Here is a 14,503-nt window from a genome sequence, read left to right as displayed (position 1 = left end):
TACATTTTCATTTTTATAATACCACAAAACCACGTAAAATATAAGTGGCATTACCACATTTCTTATTTGAAACTTAATGATGATTTATGAATAGGAAAATCGGTATTATATAGTAAACAAAAATTTAGGGGGTAAAAAAATTTAAAAAAATAAGCGTCTGTCCACAAGTAAATAAAATGTTCCCCCAAACCATCCCCCAAATAGATGGAGGAGAATACAAAATTCTACAAACCAGAAAACAAACAAAAAACCCTAGAACCATTGATAAATCAAGGTTTCTAGGGTTTTCGCATACGCTATTTACGAAGCGTACTAATTAACGAGAGTAGAATTCAACGATTAGAGCTTCGTTGATTTCAGCTGGAAGTTCTGAGCGCTCTGGCATGCGAGTGAACGTTCCTTCTAACTTGTCTGCATCAAAAGTCAAGAAGTCAGGTACGAAGTTGTTTACTTCGATAGCTTCTTTTACTACATCAAGGTTGCGAGACTTTTCACGAAGTGTGATCGTTTGTCCTGGAGCTACGCGGTAAGATGGGATGTCTACGCGTGCGCCATCCACCATGATGTGACCGTGGTTTACCAGTTGGCGAGCTGCACGACGAGTGCGAGCAAGACCAAGACGGTATACAACGTTGTCAAGGCGAGCTTCAAGAAGAATCATGAAGTTTTCACCGTGCTTACCAGGCAATTTGCCGGCTTTGTCGAACAAGTTACGGAACTGACGCTCCGTAACTCCGTACATGTGACGAAGCTTTTGCTTCTCTTGCAATTGTAATCCGTATTCGGATAATTTTTTACGCTGGTTAGGACCATGAGGACCTGGTGCGTAAGGGCGTTTTTCTAATTCTTTACCTGTACCGCTTAGGGAAATTCCAAGACGGCGGGATAGTTTCCAGCTTGGGCCGGTATAACGAGCCATGAATGACTCCTCCTTAGTTTTTATTTTGTAAAATAAAAACAGATTGTGACTGGACATTATGTGTATTTTGTTTTCATGTACCTTCGCCCTAGCAGCAGCGGGTTACGAGATACACCATCAAACCATGTTTGAGGAACAAAATACAGCCACAATGCAGACAACATAGGCTGCGATATTTTACACAAAGATCATTATATAATTTCTGAATGCTTAAAGTCAAGGGATATTTCAAGTTATCGTTTTTTTTTGAGCGGAAATTCCTGAAAAAATTTAGCTTATTTATCATACTATTTTACTAGGCTATGATATAATAATAAGTAATTGTATTTTTAATTTTTTCTAATATTTGGATATTACATAGCCAGGTGATGAAGTTCCTCTTACTCAGGCTGCTGCCTGTTAAACAGCTACTTATAAATCGCTTTCAAGTGATTTTTCAAACAGGTGATACATATGGAAGAATTGATCGAACGGGAAATAATAGTGGAACTGAAAAGCAGATTCTTTGATGTAATCAGCATGGGCAAATTATCTTTAGCTGAAAGCCTTGCCCGAATGGTGACGTTGTTAAAGGAATTGTTGCAGGCAACGGAGGTCGATTTTTATAAAAGTGAGGAATGGAAGCAAGGCATGGCTCTTGAGGCGACAACCCGCAGTGATCCCAATGTGAAAATTAGCGGTTGTTCCCCGGAATGTTGCATAGGCAAACTTTCGGAAACACCACAATCCTTTTTAAAAAATCCTGCATTGCTTCCACAATATGATGTAGTGTTTGTTTTAGATGCAAAGGAAAATGTAAAGGGTTTATGTGCGATTCAAATGAATAGTGCTTTAGTTGGCCGTCTGTCAGACAGGCTACTGGAAAGAATTGTGGATGAATGCGGTTTGTTTGTAAAAAAAATCTATACCCTTGCAGAGACGATGGAAGAAGAAAAGCGATATAAGCAATTGTTCAGGGTAACAAAAAAATTCCACTCGACGATGGATATGGATGTTGTCCTCGGTGAAATCATTTCAACACTAAGAGAGGTATACCCCGCGTTCACTTATTTTCTGCTGCTTTCGCATGATCACAAGGGCTACGAGGGATTGCCGGTTAAAGATCTTGAGTATAACAGTGATAACGAGACTGCGATGCAATCTTATGTTAGCGGTGAAATCCAGTTCGAGGACTTAGTCATTGATAAAAACTCCATCATGTACGCGCCTTTAATAGGAAAACAAGGTGTATATGGAGTACTGCAGGTTATTGCACCAAACTCACTTATGTTCCCGCAAAATGAAGTAGAATTCATTAAGCTGCTTGCCAATACCGCCGGCAGCGCCTTAGAAAACGCGAAGCTATACGAGCAATCGCGGAAGCTGGTCGCCAATTTGCAGCTAATTAATGAAACTTCACATCAATTGAATACAAGCCTGCGCCTGACTGATACGATGAAGTTTATCTGCAACAGGATCATCAAGTCTTTCGATGCCAGAGAAGTCGGAATAATCATGCTTAATAAGGACCATCAAGAGTATTCCGTTCTTCAAGGAAGCACCAGTTTTTTCTTTTCCAAAGAGGCAGCCAATTATATTGTGAATGTTGCCAAACGAGTAAAAGAGGAGCTGGATCCCTTGTTCATTGGGGATTTCTCATCTGATATTGAGGGTGCTTCTTCCCATTTTTGCTCAGTAATGTGTGTTCCAATGATACAGAGCGGTGATTTAATGGGATTTGCACTTGTCATGCATGAAAAGCCATATCATTTTGCTTTTGATACATTTAAGTTGCTCCAGTCACTGATCCATCATTCGACTTTAGCTTTCACTAACTCGATGCTTCGAGAAGAATTGGAGAGAATGGTTGTGACGGATCATTTGACAAAGCTTTATACACGAGGTTATTTGGATGATAAAATGAATCTGTCGCTGCTTGAGGATGCGCAGGGGACATTCATCTTAATTGATATTGATAATTTTAAGCGTGTGAATGACCAGTACGGCCACCAAGTGGGAGACGAGGTGCTCATTCAGCTTGCCCAACAGATCGCCAAAAATATCCGCAGTACAGATATTGGGGCCAGATGGGGCGGGGAGGAGCTGGCAATTTACCTGCCTGGGGCTCCATTGGAAACAGGAGTCATGATTGCTAACAGACTCGCCGAAAAAGTCAAAAAACATACGGATCCAAATGTCACGATTTCATGTGGTGTATCCACGTGGATCAGAGGGCAGAATGATACATCTAAGACCGTATTCAAAAGGGCAGACCAGGCACTTTACCAAGCAAAGGGATCCGGTAAGAACAAAGTAGTCATCCAGAATGAATACCAATTTGATTTTAGCAAAAAAATCTAATGGACAGATAAATGTTTTCCCCTCCTTTAGAAATCTTCGGAGGGTTTTTTTCATTAAGGCATGGTGCATCTTCAATGAGTCTATTCGTTGCTTAATTTTCAAGTCATGTTTTCGGTTGCTACCGTGCTATTTTTCGACGTCAAACTTCGTGATTCTCCCTAATTCATGCTAGTTTACTCAAAAATCGGCGAAACTATGGAGACTTTGTCGAGCTTTTTATAAAGGGATTTTAGATGATATCGAGAAAGGTAAACAGTAAGCTAATAGGGAAAGCGAGGGGCGGAGCTATGAGAAAAAATTCAAAAGCTGCGATAATGGATGCGGCTATCTACTTATTCAATACAAAGGGGTTCAAGGGAACATCGGTGAGAGATATTGCAACCAGGGCAAACGTAAATGCAGCGAATATCTCATATTACTTCCAGAACAAGAATGGACTCCTCGAAAATTGTTTTACTGTTTTTTTTGAAGGCTATCTCGATGAGCTGGAAAAAGGGTTTTCATCGCTTGAATACGGCTCGGAATATTGTCTAAATCAAATGCTTGGAAAAGTAGTAAGATACCAATGCGAAAACATTCAATTGACAAGATTTATTTTGCGAGAAATGACGATCGACTCTCAAATTGTCAGGGAAATTATGTCGACCTATCATGTAAAAGAACGTTATATGTTCAAGAAGGTTTTAGAAGCAGGGATGGAGAATGGAGAATTCAAAAAACATTCCATCCAGTATACGATTTTGCAGTTAAAAGGCTTGCTGCAAATGCCATTTTTGAACACCCAATATGTCACAGAAGTGCTACATGTACTACCGCACGAAACGTACTTTGCGGACAAATACAGTCATGAACTTTCAAACTGGATCAAAGGAATACTCTGTACAGAACAGCCATCACACCGAAAAATATTGATGACCATTTAGGAAACCGGGAACAACGACGGTTTCCTTTTTTTGTTAATCACCGAAAACATCCCTTATCCATTCCAGTCCCTGTCCAAGCTCCTTTGCCTGATGCGCATCAGAGCCATAGACAAGCCTGATATTGCGCTTATTGGCCTCGCTGATGACCCATTTTGGAGGATAGGGCTCACGGCACAATGGCTTCGCTGTACCGGCACCGTTATAATCCAGTTCATATCCAAGATCCGCTACTTTATCCAAAATTCCCAAAATCTCATTTGAACATTCTTTACTCAGTGGGTATTTAAGCCGGAATTTATTGGCCAAGGTCATATGGCCAATTCTTTTTGGTTTATAAGGGCCCAAATCAGCAAGGATGGATTTCATGACAGTTTGATAGTAATGATGATGGATTTTTTCTACGGAGCCATATGAGTTAATCATTTCCCCGAAGTGATCCGGACTATAATCGAGGCAATCATAGGTACCAGCTTTATTTTTCAAAAAATGGACCGATAGAACGGCATCATCGATAAACGATCCGAATTTGTTTAAAAAAGTAGTTGTGCGATCCTCAAACCCTTCAATAAAATCAATCTCAAATCCAGTGTTGATGGTTATTTTTCCTTCGTACTTCTTTTTTGCCTCGGCAATTGTTGTAAAATAGGCAGCTAAATCATCCAATTTCATCGCACTGTCTTTTAATGGCGTCGGATCGCTGAATCCATCCGGCAATGGAGCGTGCTCGGCAAATGTGATTTCGCTGTAACCAAGCTGGAGAGCCCGTAGAATATAATCATCAATCGTATCATTTGTCCCATGGGGGCAAAATGCAGTGTGAACATGTCCATCTTTCATAAGAATACACCTCCGATAATGGTGAGTTTTTCAATAAAATCCCCTAATTCGGACATTTTCAACAAAAAATATCAATTTAATAGTCAAAAAATGTCGGTTACATGGTAATATAATTACATTATACACGCAAATAACAATCGTCTTTATATAGAAGGTTTTCAGACTTGGAATATGAAGCCAGGGGGATAATAATGAAGTACATAATTGGCGGGATCGCGATACTAATCATTCTTTTTTTAATCGGCTATTTTATGAAACGAAAATTTTACAGCGAGGTCGATCGCTATGAATCATGGAAAATCGATATCATGAACCGTCCTGTACTGGATGAAATGTCAAAAGTAAAGCAGTTGAACATGACCGGACAAACAGAGGAGCTATTTGAGCGCTGGCGCCGGGAGTGGGATGAGCTTGTCACCTCCAAGCTTCCATCTATCGAGGATTATCTGTTTGACGCAGAAGAGTATATTGATAAGTACAGATTCAACAAGGCGAAGGAATCTTTGGCAGTCATTGACAGGAGACTTACGGAAACTGAAGATAAAATCAAAAAAATTCTCGGCGAATTAAATGATCTTGTCGGAAGTGAAGAAAAGAACCGCGAGGAAATCGATGGACTGAAAGAGTATTATCGCGAAAATAAAAGAAATCTTCTCGCGCACCGCCATAGCTTCGGTAATGCCGAGACCAGCCTCGAGGCGATGCTGGCAGAGATCCAGTCGAAATTTATCGAATTTGACGATAAGACCGAAAACGGAAATTATCTTGAAGCAAGGGAAACTGTACTTTCCATTCAGTCCATGCTTGATCAGGTTTCCGCGAAGATGGAATTGATTCCGGTCCTTCTGCATGAATGCCAATCGGTCATCCCTGCTAAACTTGACGAACTGAAAGACGGTGTCAAGCAGATGAAGGAAAAAGGTTATGTCCTGGATCATTTAAATGCCGATCGGGAAATCGAGGAATTCAGCAATGAATTGGCGAGTTATCTTGGAATGCTTGAAATGGGTGAGGTTGAGAATGCCGAACAGGGCATCCATGCTTTGAAGGAACGGCTCGAAAAATTGATCGACATGCTCGAAGAAGAAGTTTTGGCGAAACAATATATTGCCAGCACGGAACAAATTGCAAAGGAAGTCCTTGTGAAAGCAATTACAGAAAATAAGACATTACAGGAAGAAACAAAGCATATCCAGGAGAGTTATCATCTGACTGAACGAGAGCTGTCTGCTCAAACTCAGGTTGAACAGCAGATCAAGGGACTGCTGAAGCGCTTTGAACTGATTGACCATAGGATCACCGGAAATGACACGGCACAAAGCGTGATTAAATCGGAGCTTCAGGAAGCGAAAGAACAGCTTGATCAGCTTGTCGAAGAGCAAAAAAGATTGCTGGAAAAGCTTAACGCCTTAAGGGAAGATGAGCTTGCAGCACGTGAGAAAGTAAGCGGACTTACGAAAAAGATTTCCGAATTGATCCGAATTGTCTCCAAAAGCAATATGCCTGGACTTTCACAGGAATACCAATACCTGCTTGAAGATGCACATGAAAGCATTAAGCAGGTGCATGAACAGCTAGAGAAAAAACCGTTGGATATTCCTGCCGTTCAGCAATATCTTGAAATTGCTGTTCTGACAGTCGAAAAGCTTGACAACTCGACTCAGGAAATTGTCGAGACAGTGGTGCTGGCTGAGCGGGTCATCCAGTATGGCAACAGATACCGCAGCCGCTACCCTTCTGTTGAGAGAGGGTTACGTGAAGCAGAAGAGCGTTTTCGAAATTATGATTACCGCGAAGCGCTTGAACAGGCAGCGACCTCGATTGAAGAAGTGGACCCAGGTGCAATGAAGAAAATTGAGATTATGCTCTCCGAAAAATAATTTTAGAACAGGGTCTCCGGTTGGAGACTTGTTTTTTTCTTTCTTACACCTGTTGATCTGGCAGTATGATATGATTTTTAGTTAGCAAGCTTTAAAAAGGAGGGGAAATGATGATCTATTTTGACAACAGCGCTACGACCAAACCTTATAGACAAGTATTGGATTCTTTTATAAAAGTCTCAGAAGAATTTTATGGAAACCCATCCTCTCTTCATAAAATTGGCGGGCAGGCAGAAAAGCTGCTCCAGCAGGCGAGATCTCAAATCGCCAGACTGCTGAAGGTGAAAGAAACCGAAATCCTATTCACCTCAGGAGGAACAGAAAGCAATAATCTTGCGATCAAGGGAATAGCGGCTGCCCATCGTCAGCGGGGCAGGCATATCATTACGACGAGCATGGAGCATGCATCTGTCCATAACGCTATCGTACAGCTCGAATCGCTCGGCTATGATATAACCTATGTAAAACCAAATTCCCATGGTATTATTAGTGCGGAATCCATCCAGAATGAACTTCGCGATGATACAATTCTCGTGTCCGTCATGCATGTAAACAATGAAGTCGGCACAATTCAGCCGATCGAGGAAATCGGGATGGTATTGAAAAGCTTTCCGAAGGCATTTTTTCATGTTGATTTCGTCCAAGGAATTGGGAAGGTGCCATTGAACTTATCCAATTCAGGGGTCCATTTAGCGACGATTTCAGGACATAAATTTCATGGTTTGAAAGGAACAGGTGCCTTATTTGTCAAAGAAGGAGTCCTGCTTTCCCCGCTTTTATCCGGAGGCAATCAGGAAGGGAAACTGCGTAGTGGCACCGAAAATGTTGCCGGTATGGTAGCAATGGCAAAAGCACTCAGGATGACGATGGAATTAAGGGAAGAAAAGCTGAATCAGATGAAGTCAGCAATGGGGAAGTTAAGAAACGGCATCAGTCAAATCAAGGAACTTACCATTCATACTCCCGAGAAAAATAGCGCCCCGCATATTTTGAATTTCTCGATCCGCGGATGGAAGGCAGAAACATTCGTTCACGCCCTCGAAGCGAAGAATATATTTGTTTCGACAACAAGCGCCTGTTCCTCTAGGAAAAAGGCTGCTAGCAGGACCCTGCTCGAAATGGGCGTTCCTATTGCTGACGCAGAAAGCGCGATTAGAGTCAGCCTTACCTACAGCAATACGGAAGAAGAAGCAGAAATTGTGGTCAAGGCAATTGCCGATACAGTAAAACAATTAAGTGAGGTTATCAAAAAATGATGTATGACCGTATTTTGGTCCGGTATGGAGAAATATCAACCAAGGGAAGAAATAGAAATAAATTCATTGACCGGTTAAGAAAAAATATCAAAAGAGCATTGCGCGACTACCCAAATGCAGCGATCAAGGCAGAACGGGACAGGATGTTCATCCTGCTTAATGGGGAGGATAGCGAAGAGATTAACAGTAAGCTCAAGGACATATTTGGGATTCAGTCCTTCAGTCCGGCAGTGAAAGTCGACAAGGACTTGGAAAAAATGAAGAATGCTGCTCTGGAGCTTTTTAAGAAAATCCACCAGCCAGAACAGACGTTCAAAATATCTGCAAAACGATCGGATAAGACATTTGAATTGGATACGAATGAAATTAATTCAGAATTTGGCAGCCATATTCTAAAGAATATCGACGGTCTGAAAGTTGATGTCAGGAATCCTGATGTCGCCCTTCAGATTGAAATAAGGAAAGAAGCTGCTTATATTTCAGCGGAAACAATCAAGGGTGCAGGAGGGCTCCCTGCTGCGTCTGGAGGCAAAGGAATGCTAATGCTTTCCGGAGGGATTGACAGCCCGGTTGCTGGCTATCTGACCATGAAACGCGGCCTTGAAGTGGAAGGGGTCCATTTTTTTAGTCCGCCATTCACAAGTGAACGCGCTAAGCAAAAGGTACTCGACCTTTCAGAGCAGCTTGCGGAAGTAACCGGGCAGTTCGCACTTCATATCGTCCCTTTTACGGAAATTCAACAGGCGATACACAAGCAGATACCCGATAACTATACGATGACCACAACTAGGCGAATGATGCTGCGCATAACAGAAGCCCTGAGGGAAAAGGAAGGAGCACTTGCCATCATAACAGGCGAAAGTCTCGGACAGGTTGCCTCCCAGACGCTTGAAAGTATGTTTGCTATCAACGAAGTGACAACGACGCCAATCATTCGGCCGTTAATTACAATGGACAAGCTGGAGATCATGGATATTGCCCATAAAATCAATACCCACGATATATCCATCCGACCATACGAAGATTGCTGTACCGTCTTTGTTCCTTCATCGCCGAAGACGAAGCCAAAGCTGGAAAAAGTGCAAAACTTTGAGAGCTACTTCGACTTTGAGGAACTGATTCAGAAAGCCGTTGAAGGAACCGAACGAATCATCATCAAGCCGGCTTCAGAAAGAGCAGAGGACCTAGGAGACGCTCTCTTTTAAAAAGTAGGGCAGCGCTTGTCGGGTCTGTTCGAGGCGCTTGCGCTTTTTGTTTTTTGTTAAGGAATTGTGAACAATTACCAACGGGAGTTTTGCATTATCCCATGTGTTTCTACACACTCTAAACTCACAAGGAGGTGAAACACATGGCTAACAGCAACAACTCAAACCAACTTCTAGTTCCTGGTGTACAACAAGCTCTTGACCAAATGAAGTACGAAATTGCAACTGAATTTGGTGTAAACCTTGGTGCAGAAACTACTTCTCGTGCTAACGGTTCTGTAGGAGGAGAAATCACTAAGCGCTTAGTTCAAATGGCTGAGCAACAACTTGGTGGCGGATTCTCTCACTAATCAAAAATAGAATAATTCATGGCTACAAAGAGCGGGGTGAATGCCCTGCTCTTTTTGTCGTAAAGAATATTTGTATTATAATTTATAATTTTTTGTTAATTTAGTATAATGAGTCAGGAGAGCGGAAACCGAAACAGCAAAAAAATGGATGATAGGGGGAAAGAGCATGAACAGGGAACAATTAATAGCACCGCAGAAGTATAATCTTGTATCAGAAATAGAGAAATTCGCTAACGATCCAGCAAGGAAAGCAATCCTTTGGGAAAATGAAGCTGGAAGCACAAAAGAAATTACATACAATGAACTGCTCAAAAACGCGAATAAAATCGGGAATATTTTCGCTGAGAATGGTTTGGTTAAAGGGGACGTAATTCTTGTTGTCGTGCCAAGACTAATGGAAGCCTATCAGGTTTATATTGCTGCACTAAAAATGGGAATGGTTGTTATCCCAAGTTCAGAAATGCTGAGAAAAAAGGATTTTCAATACCGATTAAACCATGGCGATGTAAAGGCGATTGTTTGCTTTGCTCCTTTTACAGCTGAGTTTGATGGAATCGAAAACGTGGAAAAGCTTCCTAAATTTATTATTGGAGCAGAAAAGGAAGATTGGATTCATCTTGATCATGAAATGAAAGCTGCTTCTGAAGAACTGCCGCTTGCCGAAACCGATCGGGAGGACATGGCATTCTTAAGTTATACTTCGGGAACGACCGGCAATCCGAAAGGAGTAGTCCATTCTCATGGATGGGCATACGCACATTTACGGACAGCAGCTACAAACTGGTTAAGCATTGAAGATGGAGACACTGTCTGGGCAACTGCCAGTCCTGGGTGGCAAAAATGGATTTGGAGTCCGTTCCTGTCTGTCATGGGAATGGGAGCTACAGGTCTCGTATATCAAGGGAAATTCGAGCCGCAGAAATATTTATCGCTGTTGCAAAAATATCAAGTGAATGTGCTTTGCTGTACGCCAACTGAATATAGGCTGATGGCGAAAGTTGAAAACATTAGTGATTACAGTTTGCCGGATCTTCACAGCGCCGTGTCTGCCGGAGAACCGCTGAACCGAGAAGTCATCGACATTTTCAGGAGGTATTTTCATATCGATGTACGCGATGGGTATGGCCAGACGGAAAACACTCTGCTTGTTGGCGTAACAAAGGGCATGAAATTAAAGCCAGGGTCTATGGGAAAGCCGACACCTGGAAATCGGGTTGACATTATCGATGACCATGGCAAACCGTGTGCACCGGGTGAAGTTGGCGATATCGCCGTCCATGTGGAAACGCCTGCTTTATTTAAAAATTATTACAAGGACCCAGAGCGCACAGCCATGCAATTCCGCGGTGATTATTACGTAACAGGCGATAAAGCGAGCAAGGATGAAGAAGGATATTTCTGGTTTGAGGGTCGCGGTGATGATATTATCATTAGTTCGGGCTATACGATTGGACCTTTTGAAGTCGAGGATGCACTTGTTAAGCATCCGTTTGTAAAGGAGTGTGCCGTTGTCGCATCACCGGACGAAATCCGCGGCCATATCGTTAAGGCTTTTGTCGTTCTGCGTGACGGTATCAATCCGGAACAGGAAAACTTAGTTGCTAATCTTCAGGAGCACGTCAAGGAATTGACCGCACCATATAAGTATCCAAGAAAAATCGAGTTCATTGAAGAACTTCCAAAAACCACATCTGGTAAAATCCGCCGCATGGAACTGCGCAACAAAGAATTAGAAAGTGCAAAATAAATTCTAAATAGCTTCATAAAAGATTCAAAAATAGATTGTAAGCCTACAGTATTCCCGATATAATTGAAATATTATTTCGAGTCTGGAAAGATTAGGGGGGGTTCGGATGCATAACAAAACCGAGCAACAGGCCGGTGTTTGGTATGCAGCCTTTTCCTATATTATCTGGGGATTTCTACCAGTGTACTGGAAGTTGCTGCAACAGGTAAATGCGGATGAAATCCTGGCAAACCGAGTGTTTTGGTCATTCTTTGTTGTTGTCTTCATATTGCTGCTGAATAAAAAAGGCCATATATTTATTGGAACGCTCCGCGGCCTTATACACAATAAAAAACAGCTGGCAGTATTAACCACCGCATCAATCCTGATCAGCATAAACTGGTTCATCTATATTTGGGCAGTCAATAGTGATCAAATGATTGAGGCGAGTCTCGGTTATTACATCAATCCGCTTGTCAGTGTATTGTTAGGAATGGTGTTCCTCAAGGAACGACTGACTCTGGCGCAGTATTTATCCTTTTTTCTGGCAACTATCGGCGTACTGATCATGACCATTTCTTACGGACAATTCCCGTGGATCGCTTTATCTTTGGCCATATCCTTTGGTTTATATGGTTTGGCTAAGAAATTGATCAAGGTAGATTCTGAAGTGGGCCTCGCGTTGGAAACATTGGTTGTTATGCCGCTTTCCGCCATTTACATTGGCTATCTAGTTGCCGAGGGGACGAATTCGCTATTCGCAGATTCGTGGCCAACAACGCTACTGCTTGCGGGGGCAGGTGTGGCAACGGCTATTCCATTGCTGTTTTTTGCGAAGGGCGCACAAAGAATTCCACTCGCTACATTGGGGATCCTGCAATATATCACGCCAACAATAATGCTTCTTTTAGGAGTGGTCGTTTACCATGAGGCATTTTCAGCAGTCCATCTGCTTTCCTTTACCTTTATCTGGTCGGCATTGGTTTTGTATACTTTATCTCGGACAAAACTGGTCGCCACTTTATCCCTTAAGTTAAAAAAAGAAAAAGGAATGCATGTTTAAAGAGCTGCGGAAATCGCAGCTCTTTCACTTTGCTTATAAAAATGTGCGCTTTACTTTTTGCCAGAAGGAATTATCCTTGAGCTTGATCGTCTTGATGAATTTATTGCTCAGTTTCACGTCGAATTTTTCCACGTGCTGAATGCTGAGCGCTTCGTTATCCATCCCCATGATTGGATAATCGTTGCCATCCTGGGCAACCTTGAAGGTAAGCTTCCGGTTACCACTGAGGATGAAGGAGGAGCCGAGTGTCCGGTAATGATTATTGTTTACAGAGGCAAGCTCACTAACTTGCATGCACGGCAGCAGCGGGTCCACAACTGCTCCGTTCACGGACTTGTTATAGGCGGTGCTCCCTGTCGGTGTTGCGACGATCATTCCATCCCCTCGAAAGGTTTCAAAGTGATTGTCATCGATGAATACATCCATCACGAAAGCTTTAATAATCGCTGAGCGGACGCTGAACTCGTTCAAGCATTCAAACGATGTTTCCTCGTCAATGATTACCTTGATCGTTGGATAGCGTCTAACTTCAATTTCTGAATTGGTAATCGCCTGGATGATTGTACCGGGATCATCAAGATGGAAATCACAGTACATATTGAGGGTGCCAGTGACTGATATGCCTGCGTAAAGGCAGTCATCTCGGAAGCCGGTTTTTCTTACTGCTTGCAAAAAGGTACTATCGTCCCCGATGCTGACAATAATGTTTGCTTTCTTGTGGTCCGTAACGATATGGAAATCAAACTTTGGAGCTAGTTCAATTAACGGCTTTACTTTTTCAAGCATGGCTGTGTCTGGTGAATGGTGAAAATAAATATTGCGGCGATCTGGCATAGTTGTTTCCTCCAAACATTACGTATTTTTATTCGATATTTTCCCCCGTGTAAAAAAACTTTTGCTACAATAAAGATTATCTGACATTAGTTTATCATTTTATCATAAGGTTTTGAAAGTCAGGAAAATTTAAGGAGGATTCAAAATGAATGGAAAAAGGTGGGCAGCATTAGGAATCGCTGCTGGTTTATTTATTGCTTCGACTGTGATCAATCTTCTTTCAGCATTTGCCTTCAGCGATGCGGAAAATACGCTGCAAGATATGTTCACCGCCTCGAATGAACCATTTGCTGAGGAAGTCATTGCAGAAGGGGACATGATGAGCAAAATTGCAATATTGTCTATTAATGGAGTTATCCAAGATACAGGGGATGCCCAATCGTTCTTTGAAAGCCCGCTTTATAATCATCAGGTATTCATGAAACAGCTTGAGTTTGTGAAAAAAGCGGATGACGTTAAGGCTGTTATTCTCCAGGTAAACTCTCCTGGTGGAGGTGTCGTGGAAAGTGCTCAAATCCACGACAAGATCAAGGAAATCCAGACAGAGACGAAAAAGCCAGTATATGTTTCAATGGGGTCAATGGCAGCGTCAGGCGGTTATTATGTGTCTGCGCCAGCCGATAAAATCTATGCAAGCCCGGAAACACTTACAGGCTCTCTTGGCGTTATCATGCAAGGGGTGAATTATGCAGGGCTTGCAGAAAAATACGGTGTTGAATTCACGACAATCAAGAGTGGACCATACAAGGATATCATGAGTCCAACAAGGCCGATGACAGATGAAGAAAGAGAAATACTGCAATCGATGATTAATAACTCTTATGAAGGGTTTGTGAAAGTGATTGCTGAAGGACGAGGCATTTCTGTTGAGCAAGTTAAAAAAATATCTGATGGCCGCATCTATGATGGCCGCCAGGCAAAGCAACTCCACTTGATCGATGATTTCGGCTATTTAGAAGATGTCATTGACAACGTCAAGAAAGAGGAAAAGCTTGGAGATGCGACCGTAGTAAAGTATAAGGAAAACAGCATGAGCATTGGTTCGTTTTTCAACATGGGAGCCCAGAGAATCATCGGAAAAGATGCCGAAATGGCAGGCCTGATGAAACTGTTGTCTCAGCCTAATTCTCCACGCTTAATGTACTTATACGCTGAATAAGGGGGAGAGAT

General features: G+C 42.2%; 12 protein-coding genes. 9 read left to right on the top strand and 3 right to left on the bottom strand.

From position 1 onward, the window contains the following. Window positions 1-316 precede the first annotated feature (316 nt). Entirely contained in the window at window positions 317-919 is a 603-nt protein-coding gene (gene rpsD / locus J2S25_RS05890; protein WP_044390730.1) for a 30S ribosomal protein S4, read from the bottom strand. Window positions 920-1,372: 453 nt separating this feature from the next. Here rpsD and J2S25_RS05885 point away from each other — a divergent pair, with 453 nt between their 5' ends. Together J2S25_RS05885 and refZ are read left to right on the top strand one after the other, a co-directional pair. Beyond that, window positions 1,373-3,259: a sensor domain-containing diguanylate cyclase gene (locus tag J2S25_RS05885; protein WP_307191489.1), complete on the top strand. Its 1,887-nt coding sequence runs from the start codon at window positions 1,373-1,375 to the stop codon at window positions 3,257-3,259. A 287-nt stretch (window positions 3,260-3,546) separates the two neighbouring features. Then, window positions 3,547-4,182 (top strand): forespore capture DNA-binding protein RefZ, encoded by a 636-nt coding sequence (refZ, locus tag J2S25_RS05880; protein WP_307191488.1) that lies wholly within the window; start codon window positions 3,547-3,549, stop codon window positions 4,180-4,182. Between the two features lie 33 nt (window positions 4,183-4,215). Here refZ and hisJ read toward each other — a convergent pair whose 3' ends face one another. Continuing rightward, entirely contained in the window at window positions 4,216-5,019 is an 804-nt protein-coding gene (gene hisJ / locus J2S25_RS05875; RefSeq protein WP_307191487.1) for a histidinol-phosphatase HisJ, read from the bottom strand. 191 nt (window positions 5,020-5,210) lie between these two features. Here hisJ and ezrA point away from each other — a divergent pair, with 191 nt between their 5' ends. The 6 genes from ezrA (at window position 5,211) to rarD (ending at window position 12,499) form a co-directional block, all read left to right on the top strand. Continuing rightward, complete coding sequence (gene ezrA / locus J2S25_RS05870; protein WP_307191486.1) at window positions 5,211-6,899, top strand: septation ring formation regulator EzrA; 1,689 nt, start codon at window positions 5,211-5,213, stop codon at window positions 6,897-6,899. Window positions 6,900-7,009: 110 nt separating this feature from the next. Continuing rightward, complete coding sequence (locus J2S25_RS05865; RefSeq protein ID WP_307191546.1) at window positions 7,010-8,155, top strand: cysteine desulfurase family protein; 1,146 nt, start codon at window positions 7,010-7,012, stop codon at window positions 8,153-8,155. Continuing rightward, window positions 8,152-9,360, top strand: a complete 1,209-nt coding sequence (gene thiI / locus J2S25_RS05860; RefSeq protein WP_307191485.1) for a tRNA uracil 4-sulfurtransferase ThiI — start codon at window positions 8,152-8,154, stop codon at window positions 9,358-9,360. The genes J2S25_RS05865 and thiI overlap by 4 nt, the downstream gene beginning before the upstream one ends. 143 nt (window positions 9,361-9,503) lie before the next feature. Then, the gene (locus J2S25_RS05855) at window positions 9,504-9,710 is read left to right on the top strand and encodes an alpha/beta-type small acid-soluble spore protein (RefSeq protein ID WP_044390738.1); all 207 of its coding nucleotides are present in this window, start codon (window positions 9,504-9,506) and stop codon (window positions 9,708-9,710) included. 166 nt (window positions 9,711-9,876) lie between these two features. Beyond that, window positions 9,877-11,457, top strand: a complete 1,581-nt coding sequence (mbcS, locus tag J2S25_RS05850; protein ID WP_307191484.1) for an acyl-CoA synthetase MbcS — start codon at window positions 9,877-9,879, stop codon at window positions 11,455-11,457. A 106-nt stretch (window positions 11,458-11,563) separates the two neighbouring features. Further along, window positions 11,564-12,499: an EamA family transporter RarD gene (gene rarD / locus J2S25_RS05845; RefSeq protein ID WP_307191483.1), complete on the top strand. Its 936-nt coding sequence runs from the start codon at window positions 11,564-11,566 to the stop codon at window positions 12,497-12,499. Between the two features lie 33 nt (window positions 12,500-12,532). Here rarD and J2S25_RS05840 read toward each other — a convergent pair whose 3' ends face one another. Next, window positions 12,533-13,333: an NAD kinase gene (locus tag J2S25_RS05840; protein ID WP_307191482.1), complete on the bottom strand. Its 801-nt coding sequence runs from the start codon at window positions 13,331-13,333 to the stop codon at window positions 12,533-12,535. Between the two features lie 145 nt (window positions 13,334-13,478). Here J2S25_RS05840 and sppA point away from each other — a divergent pair, with 145 nt between their 5' ends. Continuing rightward, window positions 13,479-14,492, top strand: coding sequence for a signal peptide peptidase SppA (gene sppA / locus J2S25_RS05835; protein WP_307191481.1), 1,014 nt, complete (start codon window positions 13,479-13,481; stop codon window positions 14,490-14,492). Window positions 14,493-14,503 lie beyond the last annotated feature (11 nt).

This window comes from Mesobacillus stamsii, assembly GCF_030814065.1.
Taxonomy (GTDB): domain Bacteria; phylum Bacillota; class Bacilli; order Bacillales; family Cytobacillaceae; genus Mesobacillus; species Mesobacillus stamsii.
This window is presented reverse-complemented; position numbering and strand designations above follow the sequence as displayed.